Annotated in this window: 17 protein-coding genes; 7 read left to right on the forward strand and 10 right to left on the reverse strand. The window is 60.1% G+C overall.

What is annotated here, in order from left to right:
- The first annotated feature begins 127 nt into the window (after positions 1-127).
- The 7 genes from EJA72_RS05535 (at position 128) to EJA72_RS05565 (ending at position 8,274) form a co-directional block, all read left to right on the forward strand.
- A complete protein-coding gene (locus EJA72_RS05535; protein ID WP_157710501.1) occupies positions 128-1,033 on the forward strand; it encodes a LysR substrate-binding domain-containing protein in 906 nt (301 codons plus the stop codon).
- 351 nt (positions 1,034-1,384) lie between these two features.
- Positions 1,385-2,470 (forward strand): ABC transporter ATP-binding protein, encoded by a 1,086-nt coding sequence (locus EJA72_RS05540; protein WP_178129072.1) that lies wholly within the window; start codon positions 1,385-1,387, stop codon positions 2,468-2,470.
- Positions 2,471-2,560: 90 nt separating this feature from the next.
- Positions 2,561-3,673, forward strand: coding sequence for an ABC transporter substrate-binding protein (locus EJA72_RS05545; protein ID WP_157710502.1), 1,113 nt, complete (start codon positions 2,561-2,563; stop codon positions 3,671-3,673).
- Positions 3,674-3,683: 10 nt separating this feature from the next.
- Positions 3,684-4,556 (forward strand): ABC transporter permease, encoded by an 873-nt coding sequence (locus EJA72_RS05550; RefSeq protein ID WP_157710503.1) that lies wholly within the window; start codon positions 3,684-3,686, stop codon positions 4,554-4,556.
- 8 nt (positions 4,557-4,564) lie between these two features.
- Positions 4,565-5,392, forward strand: coding sequence for an ABC transporter permease (locus EJA72_RS05555; protein ID WP_157710504.1), 828 nt, complete (start codon positions 4,565-4,567; stop codon positions 5,390-5,392).
- A gap of 265 nt (positions 5,393-5,657) precedes the next feature.
- Complete coding sequence (locus tag EJA72_RS05560; protein WP_157710505.1) at positions 5,658-6,362, forward strand: hypothetical protein; 705 nt, start codon at positions 5,658-5,660, stop codon at positions 6,360-6,362.
- 490 nt (positions 6,363-6,852) lie between these two features.
- A complete protein-coding gene (locus EJA72_RS05565; protein WP_157710506.1) occupies positions 6,853-8,274 on the forward strand; it encodes a PLP-dependent aminotransferase family protein in 1,422 nt (473 codons plus the stop codon).
- Between the two features lie 165 nt (positions 8,275-8,439).
- Here the strand turns inward: EJA72_RS05565 and EJA72_RS05570 are convergent, their stop codons facing one another.
- From EJA72_RS05570 to EJA72_RS05615, 10 genes are all read right to left on the reverse strand, one after another.
- Positions 8,440-9,246, reverse strand: coding sequence for an N-acyl homoserine lactonase family protein (locus EJA72_RS05570; RefSeq protein WP_157710507.1), 807 nt, complete (start codon positions 9,244-9,246; stop codon positions 8,440-8,442).
- A 14-nt stretch (positions 9,247-9,260) separates the two neighbouring features.
- Complete coding sequence (locus tag EJA72_RS05575) at positions 9,261-10,220, reverse strand: diiron oxygenase (protein ID WP_157710508.1); 960 nt, start codon at positions 10,218-10,220, stop codon at positions 9,261-9,263.
- A 67-nt stretch (positions 10,221-10,287) separates the two neighbouring features.
- Positions 10,288-11,046, reverse strand: coding sequence for a TauD/TfdA family dioxygenase (locus EJA72_RS05580; protein WP_157710509.1), 759 nt, complete (start codon positions 11,044-11,046; stop codon positions 10,288-10,290).
- A gap of 21 nt (positions 11,047-11,067) precedes the next feature.
- Positions 11,068-11,940 (reverse strand): branched-chain amino acid aminotransferase, encoded by an 873-nt coding sequence (locus tag EJA72_RS05585; protein WP_157710510.1) that lies wholly within the window; start codon positions 11,938-11,940, stop codon positions 11,068-11,070.
- 23 nt (positions 11,941-11,963) lie between these two features.
- Complete coding sequence (locus EJA72_RS05590) at positions 11,964-13,304, reverse strand: KamA family radical SAM protein (protein WP_157710511.1); 1,341 nt, start codon at positions 13,302-13,304, stop codon at positions 11,964-11,966.
- Between the two features lie 31 nt (positions 13,305-13,335).
- A complete protein-coding gene (gene yfcF / locus EJA72_RS05595) occupies positions 13,336-13,980 on the reverse strand; it encodes a glutathione transferase (RefSeq protein ID WP_157710512.1) in 645 nt (214 codons plus the stop codon).
- A gap of 196 nt (positions 13,981-14,176) precedes the next feature.
- Complete coding sequence (locus tag EJA72_RS05600; protein WP_157710513.1) at positions 14,177-14,662, reverse strand: cupin domain-containing protein; 486 nt, start codon at positions 14,660-14,662, stop codon at positions 14,177-14,179.
- Positions 14,663-14,744: 82 nt separating this feature from the next.
- On the reverse strand, positions 14,745-15,239 hold the full coding sequence (locus EJA72_RS05605; RefSeq protein ID WP_157710514.1) for a RidA family protein: 495 nt from the start codon (positions 15,237-15,239) through the stop codon (positions 14,745-14,747).
- 48 nt (positions 15,240-15,287) lie between these two features.
- Positions 15,288-16,568 carry an acetyl-CoA carboxylase biotin carboxylase subunit family protein gene (locus EJA72_RS05610; RefSeq protein WP_157710515.1) on the reverse strand — a complete coding sequence of 427 codons (1,281 nt, stop codon included), beginning with the start codon at positions 16,566-16,568 and terminating at the stop codon, positions 15,288-15,290.
- A gap of 42 nt (positions 16,569-16,610) precedes the next feature.
- Positions 16,611-17,711, reverse strand: coding sequence for a hypothetical protein (locus tag EJA72_RS05615; RefSeq protein ID WP_157710516.1), 1,101 nt, complete (start codon positions 17,709-17,711; stop codon positions 16,611-16,613).
- Between the last annotated feature and the right edge of the window lie 104 nt (positions 17,712-17,815).

Here is a 17,815-nt window from a genome sequence, read left to right on the forward strand (position 1 = left end):
GCGTAGCGGCCCCAAAAGCTTTCCAAACGCTTTGCGACTGCTTCGCAGCCGAGCGGGAGCAAGCTCCCTCGCCACAGAATTAGCGTTCGCTTAATGTCTGTTTTCTCAACTTTCAGCGGGATGATTTATGCGTTTTCCATCGATGACAGCCCTTCGTGCCTTGGACGCGGTCGCCCGGCTGGGCAGCGTGTCGGTCGCCGCCCGTGAACTGAACCTGACCCGTAGCGCGATCAGCCACCAGATCAGCAAGCTTGAAGAATGCGTCGGTTTCGCCCTCACCGAACGGATCGGCCGTGGGATCGGTTTGACGTATCAGGGCGAACGCTATGCGCGGGAGGTGCACGGGATTCTCATGAACTTGCTCGACGCCGGTCAGTTGGTCGACGACCAGGAGATCTCCGGCCGGTTGTGCGTCAGCTGTGCGCCGGGCTTTGCCACGTATTGGCTGTGCCACCACATCGGCGCGTTCCTGCGCCAGTACCCGCAAGTGCAATTGCAGCTGATTTCGCCCCGGACACCGGACGACATCAGCAACCCCGGCGCCGATCTGTTCATTACCTACGGGATTGGCGACTGGACGGAGATGGTCGTTGAAGAAATCGTAGCGCTGCGCTTTTTCCCGGTGTGCAGCCCGCGTTTGATCAACGCACTGGGCGGCCTGAAGAACCCGCAGGAACTCAGCGCCTACCCGTTGCTGCACATGACCGACTACTCGGACTGGCGCGTCTGGCTGACCGCCGCCGGTGCCTCGGGGGTCAACGCGGTGAGCGGAATACTGTTCTCCGATGCGCATTGCGCGCAGTCGGCGTGCATTGCCGGCCAGGGCATCGCCATCGGCGACAATCTGATCAGCGGCGATGCGCTGTCCAAGGGTTTGCTGGTGCGTCCGTTCGACATCACCATCGACCTGCACCGTGGCTATTACCTGGCCGCCGACCCGCAAAAGGCCGAACGCGCGGTGGTCCAGGCCTTCAGTAACTGGGTCAAGACCCAACTCCAGTCGTCCCGCCAAACCTGGCAAGACACCCTCTGAAACCCCGCAATGTATTTTTGTGACGGCCGCCTTTGTGGTGAGGGGATTTATCCCCGATGGGTGGCGAAGCCGCCCCAAAATCTGCCACCCCCGCTTTAACAGGTACACCGCGTTATCGGGTGTTGGGGGCCGCTTCGCGGCCCATCGGGGATAAATCCCCTCACCACAAAGCCGCACGCCTCCAGTTTGTGTTGTAAATGAAGGCTGGAGATTGAGTAATAAAACTAACCAATATGGGCAAAATAATTCCATTGATGTAGCGATATTTTTAACAATAATGAGCCCAAAGCCCCTGCCGGATTTGCATCCGCCCTCGCACGCCTCGGGGCAATAAAAAGAGGAATATTCATCGTGTCCAGCGGTTCTGCGATTCAGCTCAGCGCACAAGGTATCAGCCAGTATTACGGTCGTTTCGCGGCGCTGGATAACGTCGATCTTGACGTTCGCCAAGGCGAATTCCTGACCCTGCTGGGCCCGTCCGGCTCCGGTAAAACCACCTTGCTGATGATCCTCGCCGGCTTCCTCAGCCCGACTTCGGGCAAGTTGATGGAACACGGCGTGGACATCATCAAGCGCTCGGCCGAGAAGCGAAACTACGGCATGGTGTTCCAGGGTTATGCGCTGTTCCCGCACATGAGCGTGGCTGATAACGTGGCCTATCCGCTGCGCATCCGCAAAGTCGCCGCCGAGGAGCGCCAACGCCGGGTCAAGCACATCCTGGAAGTGGTCGGGCTGGGCGCGCACATGCACAAGAAGCCGGCCGAACTGTCCGGTGGCCAGCAACAGCGCGTCGCGATTGCCCGGGCGCTGGTGTTCGAACCGGATTTGCTGTTGCTCGACGAACCGCTGTCGGCACTCGACAAAAACCTGCGCGAACAGCTGCAAACCGAACTGCAACGCATCCATCGCCAGGTGGGCACCAGCTTCGTCTTTGTGACCCACGATCAGAACGAAGCGTTGGCGCTGTCCTCGCGCATCGCGATCTTCAATCACGGCAAGCTGACCCAGGTCGACACGCCGGAAAACATCTACAACCGCCCCGAGAGCCGTTTCGTCGCCGAGTTCCTCGGCAAGATGAACCTGTTCCCGCTGGTGGACATGACCCGCAACGGCCCGACCGCCAGCGGTCGCTGCGGCAACAGCGTGTTGCATGCCCTCGCACCCAATCCGCTGAATGCCCAGCCGACGGTACTCGCCGTGCGCCCCGAGCACATGGAACTGCACAGCGACTGCCCGTCCCTGGACGGTTACAACGTGATGCCCGCGCAACTCACCGACAAGGTCTATCAGGGTTCCAGCACTCACCTGGCGCTCAAGGTCGATGGCGTGCCCGTCAACCTGTCGGTACCCGGTAATCATCCGGGCGCCCTGATGCCCAGCGGTGCGCCGGTATGGCTGAGCTGGCCGGTACAGCAAAGCTTCCTGCTGCAGGCCTGAAGTCGCCCGCGACTTTCATCACCAAGCTCTCCCCTAATGACAACAACAAGGCGACTGCCCTGAGGGACACCCGCCAACTGAGGACGTGCAATGAGCCAGGATCATCAACGCGACTGCATTGAAGTGCTGATCGAAAAAGCCCGAGGCGGGCAGATCAACCGTCGGACCTTCATGCAGGCCATGGGACTGTTGGCCGCGGTGCCGCTGGCCCTGCGCAGTGGCATCAGCTGGTCGGCCGACAAGCCGCTGGTGGTGGTCAACTGGGGTGGCGACGCCCTGAACGCGTTCCGCTCGGCGTGGACCGAGACCTTCACCAAGAACACCGGCCTCCAGGTGCGGATCGATGGCGCCGGCCCGACCGAGGGCGCGATCCGCTCGCAGCTCGCCAGCGGCCAGCCGAGCTGGGACGTGGTGGATGTCGAGAGCTACAGCGCCCTCGTGCTGGGCCGCGAAAAGATCGTGCAACCGCTGGATTACAACGTGATCAAGCGCGACCAGGTCGCGCCGGCGCTCGCCTCCGACTTCGGCATCGCCAGTTATCAGTTCAGCTACGTCATGGCCTGGGACAGCGCCAAATTCGGCGACAACGGCCCGAAAACCTGGGCCGATTTCTGGGACGTCAAGAAATTCCCGGGCAAGCGCACGCTGTACAAATGGATGAACGGGATGCTCGAAGCGGCGTTGCTGGCCGACGGTGTTCCCGCTGATCAGCTCTACCCGCTGGACGTGCCACGGGCGATGAAAAAGATCGATGAGATCAAACCCCACGTGCTGTCGTTCTGGAGTTCGGGTGCCGAGAGTCAGCAGTTGATGGTCGACGGCGAAGTGTCGGTCGGCGCCATCTGGCATACCCGCGCCAAACTGCTCAGTGAAGACACCGACAACCGTGTGCGCTGGAGCTTCGACAACGGTTTTATCAACTCCAGCAGCTGGGCCGTGTTGCAAGGCAACCCGGCGGGCACGCAGCCGGCCATGCAGTTCATCCAGCATGCGTTGCAACCTGAAGGCCAGCTCAAACTGTTCGAGTTGCTGGGTAACGGACCGTCGAACAGCGCGACCGAAAAACTCATGTCGGCTCAGCAACTGAAGGCCAACTGCGCCTCGCCAGAGAACCTGAAAAAACAGATCGCCCTCAATGCCCAGTGGTACGCCGACAACTACTCCAAAGCCCTGGAAGAGTATTTGACGCGCTTGTCCAAGTGAGCCATCGACCATGAATATGACCCTGACCTCAACCCTGACCAAACCCAAGCCCCGGTTCAGCTCGCCGGGCCTGGAGCGAGGGTTGCTGCTGTTTCCGCTGCCGGTGTTGCTGCTGATTTTCTACGTGCTGCCGTTTCTGGGCGTGGTGGGTTGGAGCTTCTCGCTGCCGACGCCGGGCATCGAGCAATACCAGCGCATCGCCACCGACCCGGCCATCCACGAGATGCTCTGGCGCACCTTGCGTTTGTGCATGACCGTGAGTTGTCTGGCGTTGCTGATCGGTTACCTGCTGGCCTACTGCTGGGTGTTCAGCCCGCCGTTCTGGCAGCGCGTGGTGGAAATCTGCATCTTCATTCCGTTCTGGATTTCGGTACTGGTCCGGGCGTTCGGCTGGTTGATCGCCTTGCGCAGCAACGGCGCGCTCAACGAAGGGTTGATGGGCATGGGGCTGATCGATCAACCGCTGCAACTGAGCCGCAATGAAATTGGCGTGGTCATCGGCATGCTTCACGTGATGATTCCGTACGCCGTGTTCCCGTTGCTGTCGAGCATGCGTCAACTCGACCAGCGCATCCTCATGGCCTCCCGCGGCTTGGGTGCCGGTGCTTTTCGCACCTTCTGGCAAGTGCTGCTGCCGCAGACACTGCCGGGCATGCTGGGTGCGTTCATCATGGTCTTCGTGTTCTGCCTGGGCTTCTTCATCACCCCGGTTTTGTTGGGCGGCGGGCAAACGGTGATGATTGCCGAATACGTGTTCCTGCAAATGTTCCAGACCAGTAACTGGGGCTTGGGCGCGGCACTCAGCGTGGTGCTGCTGGCTCTGGTCAGCGCATTGATCTGGGTGTTGCTGAAAATCACCCGCGTGAACCGACTGGTCGGCTGAGGTTACTTATGAACACCCATCGCACAAGCCTGAGTACCCGGCTGCTGGCCGTGATCGCCATGGCCTTCATGCTGTTCCCGTTGCTGACGGTCATTCCGGTGTCCTTCACCAGCAAACGCTTCCTGTCGATGCCGGAAGGCAACTGGTCGCTGCGGCACTACGAAGCACTGGTCAGCAACCCTGACTGGTTCCACGCGATCAGCCAGAGCCTGACCATTGCCTTCGCCACCAGCGTGATCGCCACGTTGTTGGCCGTCAGTTTCAGCCTCGGCATCTGGTACATGCGCTCAAAACTGGCCACGGCACTGATCGGCCTGGTGCTGTTGCCGATGGCGATTCCGCCGGTGATTTCGGCGCTGGTGCTGTACTTCATGGAAACCAAACTTGGGCGCTTCGCACCGGGGATGGGTTACGACACCCTGACCGGCGTGGTGATCGCCCACGTGATCATGGTGGTGCCGTATGGCGTGGTGACCATGATGGTTGCCCTCAGCCAGATTGACCGGCGCATTGAACTCGCCTCACGCAACCTCGGCGCCAGCCTGATGCAGACCACGTTCATGGTGATCCTGCCGAACCTGAAACTGGGCATCGCCTCCACCGCCCTGCTGGCCTTTGCGCTGTCGTGGGAAGAAGTCGCGGTGACGCTGTTCATCACCAGTGTCAACGTCGATACCTTGCCGAAGCGGATCTGGAGCGGTTTGCGCGATAACGTTGACCCGAGCGTGGCGGCGATTTCGGTGCTGCTGATCTCGATCACGCTGTTGGTCCTGATTGGCCGGTTGGTGCTTCAGCATCTGGCGGATAAACGGGTGCAGAAGCTTCTGCACCCGTAGGAGCGAGCTCGCTCGCGATGGACGTCAACGATAACGCTGACAGCCTGACGCCCCGCGGTGTTCTGTCGTCCATCGCGAGCAAGCTCGCTCCTACAGGCGGGTGCAGAACGATTGCGTCATTGTGAGCGTCCAGCGGAATCGGCAAAAACTTGAGCAGCCGGTCGGTGGGCCGTGACAACGTCGCCCCGGTCCAATAGATTAGGCGACCTGAAAAAGCCCTGTGCTTTTTCGCCCCAATTCAAGTTAAAGAAGTAGTGAAATTTCAATGTCCGATTCCAATACCGCTGAATCCGTAGTCACCTTGTCGTCCAAAGCGGAATACGAAAACTCCATCAATCTTTCACAGCACGTGCCCCAGGCCAAGACCATCAGCGAGATGGTCCTGGACGCTTTCCAGTCCACCCGGGAAAGCGACCAGATCCGCGAGCTGCGCACCGCGATTCGCCAGGCTCACGACAGCTTCGACGACGATAAAGCCTACGAACTGATGGGCGAACTCAAGCAACTCAAGGACGCCGAAGCTTCTGACATCGCGGCCCTTGAAGACTTGAGCAGCAAATTCCCGATCAGCCGGATTCTGTCCAGTTTCAAGGACGATCCGTCGTTTCAAGAGATCGTTTACGGTCTGGCGCTGAAGGTGCTGAACCAGACGCATCAGGCGATCAGCAACCCGAGCAGCGGCAAGAGCAAGGCGGCGCGCGCCAAGAAAGACGTCGAAGTATTCACCATCAGCAAAGACGGCATGAGCGTCACCCTGCCCCTGCGCACACCGCGTTCGCGCATGAGCGTTGACCGTGAAGCGCTGGAGTTCCTCGGTTTCACCTTCGTTGGCGAAGGCGAAGAGGCGGAACTGGAAAGTGAGACATTCCTGGACAACAACGGCACCGAGCAAGCGGTCAACCGCAAGAACATCATCACCGCGCTGCAGCAGCAGACGGCGTTCGATGGCTTCAGCATCGCCGCGCAGTAAAACCCGCCCTTGATGCAGAAACAGCGCCCATGTGGCGAGGGAGCTTGCTCCCGCTGGGCTGCGTAGCGGCCCCCTTTGTGAGTGCTACGCACTCAAGCGCGAGCAAGCTCGCTCGCCACAGGTTTGTCGCCGCGCAGTAAAACCGCTTCCAGCTGCACATGACGCACACTTGATGCAGAAACAGCGCCTTTGTGGCGAGGGAGCTTGCTCCCGCTGGGCTGCGTAGCGGCCCCTTTTGTGAGTGCTGCGCACTCAAGCGCGAGCAAGCTCGCTCGCCACAGGTTTGTCGCTGGTTCGTGTATCCCCTCAAGCCCCGCCCTCATGCGGGGCTTTTTATTGCCCGTGATTCGGGCAAATCCGCGATTACTCTTCCAGTATCGACGCCAGAACCACACTTCCCATAACCCAACAGCACCACGGGTCCGCCTGCGGGGAGCGTCAACCTCACTTTCCAGCCCAAGACCTCAGTGGTGCGATTGCTGAGGTCATCATGCACACGACGCCCCTTTACCGTCAGTTAGCCAACCACTATCTGGACGCCATCCGCAGCGGCACCTTGAAAACCGGTGAGCGCTTTCCCTCCATACGACTGATGATGGAAAAACACGCCGTCAGCCTGTCGACCGCCGTGCAGGTATGCCGGGAGCTCGAAGACTATGGCGTGCTTGAAGCGCGCCCACGCTCCGGCAACTACATTCGCCAGCCCGACACACTGCCCAAGCCCATCACTCCCCCGCCACTGGACACCGGCGTCTACGTCGGCATCCATGAACAGGTCTCGTCGGTCCTCAAGGCCAGCCAGCGCGCGACCATCAAGGTCAATTTCGCCAGCGCCTACTGCGCGTCGGAACTGTATCCGCTGAAGATTTTGCAGGACCACATGATCAAGGCCTTGCGTCAGGATCAACACCTGCTCGGCGCTCCGGGCACGCCCTGCGGCAACATCGCGCTGCGCAGCACTCTGGCGCGTCGAGCACTGACCGCCAAAACCAACCTGGCGCCCGAGCGCATCGTGATCACCAATGGCGCGACCGAAGCGATCAACCTCGCCTTGCGCGCGGTCACTCAACCTGGCGACACCGTGGCCGTGGAGTCCCCGACGTTCTACGGCCTGCTGCAAATTCTCGAAAGCCTGAACCTGCGAGTGCTGGAAGTGCCAGCGACAGCCGATGCCGGGATCAATCTGTTTGCCCTCGAACAGGCATTGCAACGCCCCGAACGCATCCGGGCCTTGATCGTCATTCCCAACCTGCAGAACCCACTGGGCAGCATCATGCCCGAGGCCCACAAGGCGCGGCTGGTGCAGCTGTGTGCCGAGCACGACACCGTGCTGATCGAAGACGACACCTATGGCGATCTGGTCGACACGGAGCAGCCGCTGTCCACGCTCAAACACTGGGACCGCACCGACAACGTGATCTATTGCGCCTCGTTGAACAAAACCCTGGCCCCCGGCATGCGCCTGGGCTGGATCAGCGCCGGCAAATGGCACGACCGCGTGGAAATGCTCAAGCACACGCAGTCCCGTGGCTGCGAGGCATTGTCACAACTGGCCGTCAGTGCCTTCATGAAGACACCGTCCTACGAACGTTACCTGCGCCGTTTGCGCACAACCCTGACTCAACAACGCCGCCACATGAGCGCAGCGATCACGCGTTACTTTCCCGCGGGTACCCGCGTGACCCATCCACAGGGCGGCACGTTGTTGTGGGTGGAATTGCCGGTGCACTACTCGTCCATGGCGTTGTTTCATGAGGCGCTGAAGGTCGGTATCCAGATTTCGCCTGGGGATATCTTTTCCAACGGCAAGCGATTCCATCACTTTGTGCGGATTGGTTGCGGGGCACCGTATTCGCCGAAAATCGATGAAGCCCTGGCGACCCTTGGTCAACTCCTCAAAAAGCAGGGTTAACACCACTTTATAACTGCCTGGCCTGCACCCTGTGGCGAGGGGATTTATCCCCGCTGGGCTGCGAAGCGGCCCCGTTTTTCCCCAGTCATACCGCATCCAACGAATTACGACGGCTACGCCGCCGAACGGGGATAAATCCCCTCACCACAGGGGCAGGCTGGGTATCTATGGCGTTGTGGGGGATTGGTGCAAACAGATAATGTGCGGATCGTCGTTCCAGTGCGGGAATCGTTCGGCGATCAGCGGGTCGTGACCGGGGATGACGTGGTCTTCGCTGTCCGCCAGGCGATCGATTTCACTGAACGCCTCCAGTGTCTGCGCCAGGTCATCCAGGATCGGAAACGGGCTGCGCTGTCGGATGTTCGCCCACAAATGCGCCGCATCCGAAGCCAGGACAATCCACCCGCGCTCGGTCGCCACGCGCACCACCTGGCTGCCGGGCGTGTGCCCGCCCACGGGGTGCAGGGTCACGCCGGGCAGCACTTCGACGGTGCCGGTGTGCAAGCGCATCCGACCCTCGAACAGCGGTGGCAACGCCGACATCACGTCATCGACCTCGTAGGTTTTGTTCACCGTGTGATGGGCCATTTTCGGCCCGGTGCAGAAGCGCAGTTCCGCTTCCTGCACGTGCACCGTCGCCTTCGGAAACAGCCCCAGGTTGCCGGCATGGTCCCAGTGCAAATGGGTGAGGATCAGGTGCTCGACCCGTGACGGATCAATGTCGAGCTGACGTAGGGATTCTTCCGGCAGGCGATACATCTCACGGTTGCGTCGAGCCGCCGTGGCCGGTTGAAAACAGGTATCGACCACCAACACCTGCTGCTCGTTACGGATGACCCAGAAGTAATAATCCAGCGGCATCGACGCATTCGGATCACCGCAGCAGGCGTCGTACAGAAAGTTCTCCCGGGCGGTGCGCTGGGCATTGGCGCCGACACGGATGGCGAAGACTTCATACACAGGAACGGACATGTTCACCTCCTGATTCAGGCCATGGCCGCGGTGTTGAGGGTCGGACGAAAGTCGAAATCGATCTCGTCGGTAATCCCCAGGTCCTCGGCCAGGCGCAGCAGGCCGCTGTAGTCGCGCATGATCGTGGCGTTCTTGTTGCTCTCGCGGGTGTCGGCAATGATCAGCGCCGCGTCCTCGACGCCGAGCTGCGTCAGAATCGCCTCCCACATCGAGTAGTCCTGAGCGACAAAAGCGCTCAGCGCCTCCGACAACGTCTGTGCGAAAAATGCCCGTTGCGTCGGCTGCATGTTGGCGTACATGACTTTCGCCACTTCAGCGAGAATCTTGCTGTGGGCATATTCGTCACGGTTATGCAGTTCGGCCACGCGACGGTTTTGCGGCTGAATGGTTTGATCGTCCGCCAGCAGATCCAGATAAGCGTTAACGCTGATCTCGGCCACCACCGCAAAGGTGATCGCCGCCAGGTCACGCTGCCACTGCTCGCTCAACGTTTCACGCAACGCAACCAGGCGCAGATAGGTCACCGACGGCGGAAGCTCCAGGTCCTGATCCAGTTCACGTTCTTCTTTGGTCCGTTCGATGGCCCGCAGGTGCATGAGCGTGTGGTAGTGCTCGTCGATCAGCGTCTGCTGCATCGCCTCGCGAAAATGCCAGTCGTTTTTGCCCAGGTACTGGTTGGCGATGACGCTCAGCGCCGGGTTCACCACGTACTCTTCGGCGGTCACCGTGCGCAGGTTGTAGCCGATCCAGCCCCAAGTGACCACGTTGCTTTTGAGCTCATCGCTCAGTGCCTGGAATCTCGGGTGATGGAAGAACGGCACCATGCACTCCGGGTAATCCGGGCGCGTCGGGTCGAATGCTTCGCTGACCGACAGTTTGTCCGGTGCACACACCGTGGCGCGCTTGGTCCAGGCCTGATTGAGCCGCACGACCAGTTGATGATCGACCTTGGCCATCTCGATTGCTGTTTGCATGACGCGATACCTGTAAGACGCGTACCCGCCCTGGGGTACGCCGATTGAATTGTGGGCGACGGAAAAATCAGGCCAGCCAATAGCGGGTCAGGTTGCGCGCCGGGTCAGTGTATCGGCTGCGAGCGTGAATCATTCGCCAGTTGTCCCAAATCAGCAGGCAACCGTCGGGAATCAGCACCGGCGTGTTGTGCCGCACGAAGTATTCCTCACCGAGGATTGCAAACCGGGCCAGCGGCGAGGCGCTATTGGCGACCAGCGATTGCAGCAGATTTTCCTTCGACGGATTCACGTCGCCGTAATGAAACTGGTTGTAGCTGAAGCGGAAAATGTCCCCGTCCTCGGTCGGCGTCAGGATGTACTCCTTGACCCGACGTTGCGCGGCTTCACCGGGTTTGGCGGTGGCGACGAATTCTACGGGGGTTTCGTCGATCCATTCCCGTAACTCGGGTTCGGTCCGTTCCAGGAATGCGAGAAACTCGATCCCGTCGACCAACCCGGTGTGCCCGCCACCGCACGTCGCCTGTTGATGACAATGCAGCGCCAGATAACGCGGCGGCGGCCCGTAGACCGGCGCTTCAGTGTGCGGGCCGATGCCGTTCATGCTCTGGGAATACGGCAGGTCTTCGTACCCGGGCTTGCGGGTGATGGCGAAGGCCATTTGCCCGTTGAATTGCGGAATGATCTGCCCAAACGCGTGCAATGTTCCTACGACATCCTCGGCCAATTCTTCCGGGGTCAGTACCGCCCAGCCACGGGACGACAGTTCTTCATGGCGATGGCCCAGCGAAACGAACGGTGTAGACGCAACAATCCCTTGATCTGACATGGTGATATTCCTGGCTGTTTATCAGGCGTTAACGGTTGAGGTGTAAGCGGCAATGAAGTCGCGACAGGCGGCGCCCGGTTGATAGCGCTGCTCGTCGATGCTCTGCACGGGGGTGATTTCGGCGGCGGTGCCCGTCAGAAAACATTCCTCGAAGTCGCCCAGCTCCGCAGGCAGTAGGGTTCGCTCGATGACTTGGTAATCCAGCGCCTTGGCCAGTTCGATGACGGTCTGGCGGGTGATGCCATTGAGGAAGCAATCGGGCAACGGCGTGTGCAGCGTCCGGCCTTTGACGAAGAACACATTGGCGCTGGTGGCTTCGGCCACATGGCCACGCCAGTCGAGCATCAGCGCGTCGTGGTATCCGTTGTTTTCAGCGTCGTGCTTGCTCAGCGTGGCGATCTGGTAATGCCCGGACGCCTTGGCTTCAAACGGGCTGCTGCTCGGTGGCGGACGGCGCCACTCGGCAGTCTTCAAGCGGATGCCGGCCATGCGCGCCGCCGGGTCGAAATAGCTCGGCCATTGCCAGCAGGCGATGGCCACATGAACGCGGTTGAAACGGGCCGAGGTGGAAATCATGTCGCTGCCGCGCCACGCAACTGGCCGCAGGTAGCCGTCGACCACCTGGTTGCGTTGCAGCAGTTCATGGCTGGCCGCTTCCAGTTCGGCCAGCGCATAGGGGATGGCGAAATCCATCAGCGCCGCCGAGCGATACAACCGCTCGCTGTGTTCGCGCAGTTTGAAAATCTTGCTGTTGTAGACGCGCTCCCCTTCATACACCGTGCTCGCGTAATGCAGGCCGTGGGTCAGCACGTGCAACCGTGCCTGGGACCACTCGACGAACTCGCCGTCGAGCCAGATAAAGCCTTCTCGCTGATCAAACGGAATACCGCTCATCTTTCAATCTCCTGTGAATCGTCCTACGCCGTTTCCAGCAGGACCGGTATCAATTCGGGCGCCGCCAACGGATCGTTCTGAAAGAAAAACCGCCGCTCGCCAAACGCCGGCCGCAACTCATCGAACCAGGTCGCTTGCGGGTCGAACCGCGCATAGAAGGTGCGCAGTACCCACTGAGGATTGCGCGCCTGGAGAAACTGCAGCACGAAGACTTTTTCCCCCGCGACGGTCTCGATGCCGTTGATCAACACCTTGCCGTAGAAGGTGCTCATGGACGGCCCGCGAACGGTTCGCGCCAGCCCGGACACCGTTCGGTACGCCGCCTGGAAGATCTCGAACGCGCGAGCCAGCGGCATCGCGAAGTAATGGCTCGGCCCGGTATCGCGTTCGACAAACATGTAATACGGCACCGCGCCCAGTCGCACGCCTTCGGTCCAGAGCGCCGCCCAGTCGGCCGGGTTTTCGTTGATGTGCCGAATCACCGGCGCCTGCATGCGCAGGGTCGCGCCGGTCGACCGGATGCGTTCGACAGCCTGGCGGGCGATGTCCTGGCGGAGTTCCACCGGGTGGTTGTAGTGGCCCATGATCGAGAGGTTTTTCCCGGCGGCGACGATCCGCTTGAACAGGTCAAGCAACTCGGGCGCATCCTTGTCGCTGACAAATCGCTGCGGCCAATACGCCACGGATTTGGTGCCGATGCGGATGCTGTTCAGGTGAGGCAGTTCCAGCAGCGGCTCGATGTACCCGGCCAGCGAGCGTGTGTTCATGATCATCGGGTCGCCGCCGGTGATCAGCACATCGGTCACTTCGGGATGAACCCGCAAGTAACTCACCAGCTCCTGGGATTCCCGGGCATTGAACTTGAGTTCTTCCTCACCGATGAACTGCGCCCAGCGGAAACAGAACGTGCAGTAGGCGTGACAGGTCTGGCCGGCGCCGGGGAAAAACAGCACGGTCTCGCGGTACTTGTGCTGAATGCCCTGCAGGACTTTTCCGTCCAGGCTGACGCTGTTATGCGTCAATTGCCCGGCCGGATGTGGGTTCATGCGCAGCCAGATCGCCTCGATCCGCCGCTTGATGGCAACGGCGTCGTCCTGTGCGATCAATTGCTTGAGCTGCGCGTACTCGTCCGGCAACAGCATGTCCTTGTGCGGAAAGGTCATGCGAAAAATCGGATCGTCCGGGATGTTGCTCCAGTCGATGAGCGTTCCGAGTACGTATTCATTCGTGCGAAACGGCATGACCCGCGCCACGACCGTCATGGCTTCCTGCAACGCTGGCGTCAGCTTCTGCCAGTACGGCGTGTCGCGAATCGTGCGTGAGTTATAGGGTTTGTATCTTTCCTGCTCCGACATTCCCTGCATGGCAGCGCTCCTGATCATGTCCTGGCGGTTGTCACTGAATGGCCGGCGCTGTGCGCTCGATGTCCATCCACGCCCGAACGCTGTCGCGATCCCATTGCCGGTGCACATAGGCGGCGAGGCGCGCCGGGACTTCATCGCCATTGGCGACCAGTCGGTTGAGCATGATGGCCAGGTCGGTGTCGGCAATGCTCCAGTCGCCAAACAGGTGCTCCGCGCCGCCCTCCAGCAGGCGATCGGCGACGTAAAACAACCGGTCGACGGCCGCCAGGGCTTCGTCGGACAGCGGGTTGTTCTTTTTGCCGAAGTAGACGAGGTCTGCCGGACGCTCCTTGCGAATGACCAGCAAATCGCTGCGCAGCCAAGCCTGGAGTTGGCGAGCGCGGGCGCGTTGCTTGATGTCCAGGGGCAACAGTTTTTTGTGACCCGGCGCGAGTTCGTCCAGGTATTCGGCAATGGCCGAAGATTCCGACAAGGCGAACTGTTTATGAACTAACGTGGGAATTTTGCACGTTAGCGACAGATCTTGATAAGGCTTTAAATAGTTATCACGGCTTTTTAAATCAACCTTAACCAGATCAAACGAAAGTTGCTTTTCCTTCAACCCCACAAAAGCCGACATCGCAAAGGCACTGACAAAATCCGCACCGACATAGAGTTTAAATTTCGTGCTTTCCATAGACCACTCCCTTTCATTAACTGCGCTGATTAACAGGCATTGGAAGTGATCGTAGTTAGTTGGTCGATGACTGAATAGATACAGAAAATGCCTGTTTCGACGAATACAGAAAATGCCGCAGGCAGGCTGGAGGGGGCTTGGCAGAAATGAAAAAGGGAGCCAGTGAACACTGACTCCCTCGTGTGAAACGGGAGGATTACGCCGGGCGGGTAATCAGCCCATGGCTGTCGGCAAAATTGGAGAGCAGCGCCACTTGCGGCATGTTGCTCATGTTCAACATCGCCAGGGGCTCGACGGTGCCGGTGTTGACGAACCCGTGTTTGGTCCAGGCCGGCACCAGCAGTACGTCGCCCGGGCTGACCGATACTTCATCAGCATCGCCCAACGTCAGCGCGCCGCTGCCGGACTGAATGACGAACAGGTGCCACCATGAATGGGCATGTCCCTTGAGCACAACGCCCGGGTTCAACCATTGCATGGCGATGGCCATTCCCGGGGTCACTTCGCAGCCCTCGACAGATGTGTCGTGAGCCAGGGCGACGGTATCGACATCGCTGTGTTCCAGGTTTTTACGCGCTTGCGTTAGTTCAGCGCCTTTCCACACACGTGGACTGACGTGTTGATGGTGCAAACTTTTGCGAAAATCTTTATATGAAAACAATGCACCCTGGAAGTTACTCATACGCACGCCCCGTCTTTTCCTGCTTACTGTAGCGCCGAACCTTATGTTAACGATCCGACACTGTAAAGCCGAGCGATTGTATTTATAACGCTGAAGGGCGCAACGCCACGATCATGTCCACTTCCACTGCAGCATTTTTTGGAAGTTGATAAACACCGACGGTTGTCCGTGTATGTTTACCGGCATCTCCCAATACATGACTGAACACGTCCGAAGCACCGTTGGCCACGTCGCTGAGATCGACAAAGTCCTCCGTGCACCTCACGTACACCGTGACGCGGATCAGGGACTTTATTTTATCCAGTGAGCCGATGGCATCGACGATCAGCGAAAGCCCGCGCATCGCGCTGATGCTGGCGGCCGCTTGAGCATCGGCGAGGTTGAGCTCCTTCCCGACTCGGCCGGGGTACTGGATTTTGCCGTTCATGCGCGGCACCAGCCCACTGACGTACACCTCATCATGATGCCGGATCAGGGGGACGTAATGCCCGCCCGCCGTGTTCTCACCATAGATGTCGTAGTTGAGTTCCTTTGCCAGGGTCAGGAAGCGTTCGTCGCAGCTCATTTGCTCAATCATTTACCAATCCTCTTAATCAATAATGCAAAAAACATTGATTACCGCGCCTTAGCCCATCGCTCGCGCGGGAGGTGCCAGACAGGTCACCTCGACGCGTGACTCGATGGCTTCGGCGAGAATCAGCAGGTCCTTGCTAAGTTGCTCGTAGTGCTCGTTGAACAGCACGATGTGGCCAATGAACGAGGTGTTGTCCTGCACCAATGCCGTGACCGAATCACCGAGGCGCTTGGCATACACGGCCTCCACACACTCGATGTTCAGCGACCGGGCCAGCGCCTCGATGTCTGGCGCACCGCGCAGCAGACCGCCCGCCGGCGCCCTGAGCAGGCGAATGCCGCAATAGCCCCGGGCGACGGGGTCGACCGTTTCGGTCGTGCCTTCCACCGCCCACCGGACCCAGCGCTCCCATGGGTCGAAATCGATAAACGCCAGACGGGCCAGGTCCCAGATGTGCATGCCGCCGGGGCGCATGTTGGTTTCCACCGCCGAGGTCAGGCCGTCGCTGCGCAGGAACACTTCGTTGTGATAAGCGCCGTTATCCAGCGAGACCAGACCGGACATGTGTCGGCCAGCCTCCGCCAGGCGCACTTGTACGTCCGCGGTCAAAGGTGCGGGCACCACTTGCTGGATTTCTGCGCGATAGGCGCCTTCGGTGGTGGTTTTTTCGGTGAGCCACGTACTGCCCGCCACGTAATCCCAGCTGTATTCCCGTGCGTTCTGAATCAGTTCTTCAAGGACGATGCCGCCCTCGCGATAGGGCTTGAGCGCCTGCCAGGCTTCATCGCATTCGGACGGGTGATGGATGACCCGGCACCCTCGGCTCGCACCTTCACAGGCCGGTTTGATGAACGCTTTGCCGCCGAGCTCGACCACCCGCTGACGCAATTCGGGCAGGCTCTCGATGCGTGCGGAATACACCGCACGGTAATCCTGCGGTGCCTGGCTGGCCGAAGCTTCCAGCTTGCGAAAGATTTGCTTGTCCAGCCCCGCCCGCGCCTCGCCAGGCGTGATGCCTGGCAGGCCGTAATGGCTGGCCAGAGCAGCACCGAGCAGCACGCCGCGGTCGGAAAACGGCAGCACCCCGATCAGTTTCCAGCGGTCGGCATTCAGGCAACCGGCCACCAGTTCAAGGGATGCCGCTACATCTTCAACCGCCAATGACGTGGTGCACACGTGGTCGGCGACTTGATCGTCCCCGGGCCGGATCTGCTCGACCAGCAGGATCAACCGGGCGTTGTAGAGCGTCTTGCAGAGGTCGCGCAGCTTCGGGATATCGTGGACCCGATTGCCGTTGTACCCGACCACTACTACGCATGACGTCGTGTTCATGAAACCTCCGAACCGTGAAGCAAAAAACGCAAACGCGATGACTCAGTCATGCAGGGACGCGTTGGATTTGCGGTTGAGCCAGTACCAGGCCAGGATCCCCGCTGCACCGATGGCAGCCAGCATCAGCGCGTTGTAGGGCGGCGGCGCGACACGCATGATCAGCACCGTCAGCCCGGCGCCCACGCCCAGCGAGACTTCCTTGACGAACATGTTGTTTTGTTTGACGGAGAAGTAATCGAGGTAGCTGAACGCGCACTCGGCGATGGACAGCAATGCGACCCAGACCAGCGCCCCGGCCAGCGTCTCGACATGGAACGCGGCCGGTGACGAGAGCACCGCGAAGCCGCCAATGATGATCCCGATGACCGCAACCACCTTGAATCGACCGGTGCGCTCGATCAGTTTCATCACCGGCACCTGGGCGAACACCACCACGGCGCTGTTGAGGATCAGCATCAAGCCGTACCAGGCCGGCAACTCACCGGTTTCGAGAAGGATGGCTTGGGGCAGGATCGAGAACACACCGAAGAGCTTGATGCCCATGATGATGCCGGCGATCACCCACGGCAGCTTGTTGCGCCAGCCGCTGCCTTGCTGGGTGACCGGGCTGGGAACAGCCGCTTGCGTGGTGAACGTGGCGCCCAGGGCGATGGGCAGGCACAGCAGGACGAAACAGGCGGCGCCGAGGAAAAACAGGGTGGGTGTCAGCAGCGGCGACAACAGGATCAGGCCCGCTACCAGACTGCCCATGTTCATGGCCACGCGGTTGTAGGCCGCTCCTTCCTTGGTCTGCGCCGCTTCGCTCTTGATCAGATACCCGGCAATCGCGATGCCGTACGCAAACAAGGCAGCGGCGAACATCACCAGGCCCTGGTTGCTGGTGACTGCCAGCAGCACCAGGCCGAGGGCAGCGCACAGCAGCGTGACACTCAGGGAACGCCGACCCAGCACCAGCAAGGTCAACGGCAACAACAGCAGCAAGGCCCGATACCCAAGGGCGAGGATGCTGTTGGTGGCGGTGTCGAGCCAGACGTTGGCCTTGCCCAGTACCGCAAACAGCGACACGGCGGTGATGATCCGGATCGTGAACAGGCGGATGTTGATCACCGGCTTGGCGATGGCGACCGTTGTTTGAACACTCATGCAACACACCTCAGCAACCGAACGATGGCCGTGCCCACAGACGCCGACCATCAGGAAAGTCTTTAAGGCGATGGTAGAGAGAGACGTTTGTTTTCATCAGGGCA

Source organism: Pseudomonas sp. PB120 (assembly GCF_009761815.1).
Classification (GTDB): Bacteria; Pseudomonadota; Gammaproteobacteria; order Pseudomonadales; family Pseudomonadaceae; genus Aquipseudomonas.

What these genes read in the sequence shown, in the direction of transcription:
- EJA72_RS05535 (WP_157710501.1), top strand. Translation starts at nt 128, where the DNA reads ATGCGTTTTCCATCGATGACAGCCCTTCGTGCCTTGGACGCGGTCGCC.
- EJA72_RS05545 (WP_157710502.1), top strand. Translation starts at nt 2,561, where the DNA reads ATGAGCCAGGATCATCAACGCGACTGCATTGAAGTGCTGATCGAAAAA.
- EJA72_RS05550 (WP_157710503.1), top strand. Translation starts at nt 3,684, where the DNA reads ATGAATATGACCCTGACCTCAACCCTGACCAAACCCAAGCCCCGGTTC.
- EJA72_RS05555 (WP_157710504.1), top strand. Translation starts at nt 4,565, where the DNA reads ATGAACACCCATCGCACAAGCCTGAGTACCCGGCTGCTGGCCGTGATC.
- EJA72_RS05560 (WP_157710505.1), top strand. Translation starts at nt 5,658, where the DNA reads ATGTCCGATTCCAATACCGCTGAATCCGTAGTCACCTTGTCGTCCAAA.
- EJA72_RS05565 (WP_157710506.1), top strand. Translation starts at nt 6,853, where the DNA reads ATGCACACGACGCCCCTTTACCGTCAGTTAGCCAACCACTATCTGGAC.
- EJA72_RS05570 (WP_157710507.1), bottom strand. Translation starts at nt 9,246, where the DNA reads ATGTCCGTTCCTGTGTATGAAGTCTTCGCCATCCGTGTCGGCGCCAAT.
- EJA72_RS05575 (WP_157710508.1), bottom strand. Translation starts at nt 10,220, where the DNA reads ATGCAAACAGCAATCGAGATGGCCAAGGTCGATCATCAACTGGTCGTG.
- EJA72_RS05580 (WP_157710509.1), bottom strand. Translation starts at nt 11,046, where the DNA reads ATGTCAGATCAAGGGATTGTTGCGTCTACACCGTTCGTTTCGCTGGGC.
- EJA72_RS05585 (WP_157710510.1), bottom strand. Translation starts at nt 11,940, where the DNA reads ATGAGCGGTATTCCGTTTGATCAGCGAGAAGGCTTTATCTGGCTCGAC.
- EJA72_RS05590 (WP_157710511.1), bottom strand. Translation starts at nt 13,304, where the DNA reads ATGCAGGGAATGTCGGAGCAGGAAAGATACAAACCCTATAACTCACGC.
- yfcF (WP_157710512.1), bottom strand. Translation starts at nt 13,980, where the DNA reads ATGGAAAGCACGAAATTTAAACTCTATGTCGGTGCGGATTTTGTCAGT.
- EJA72_RS05600 (WP_157710513.1), bottom strand. Translation starts at nt 14,662, where the DNA reads ATGAGTAACTTCCAGGGTGCATTGTTTTCATATAAAGATTTTCGCAAA.
- EJA72_RS05605 (WP_157710514.1), bottom strand. Translation starts at nt 15,239, where the DNA reads ATGATTGAGCAAATGAGCTGCGACGAACGCTTCCTGACCCTGGCAAAG.
- EJA72_RS05610 (WP_157710515.1), bottom strand. Translation starts at nt 16,568, where the DNA reads ATGAACACGACGTCATGCGTAGTAGTGGTCGGGTACAACGGCAATCGG.
- EJA72_RS05615 (WP_157710516.1), bottom strand. Translation starts at nt 17,711, where the DNA reads ATGAGTGTTCAAACAACGGTCGCCATCGCCAAGCCGGTGATCAACATC.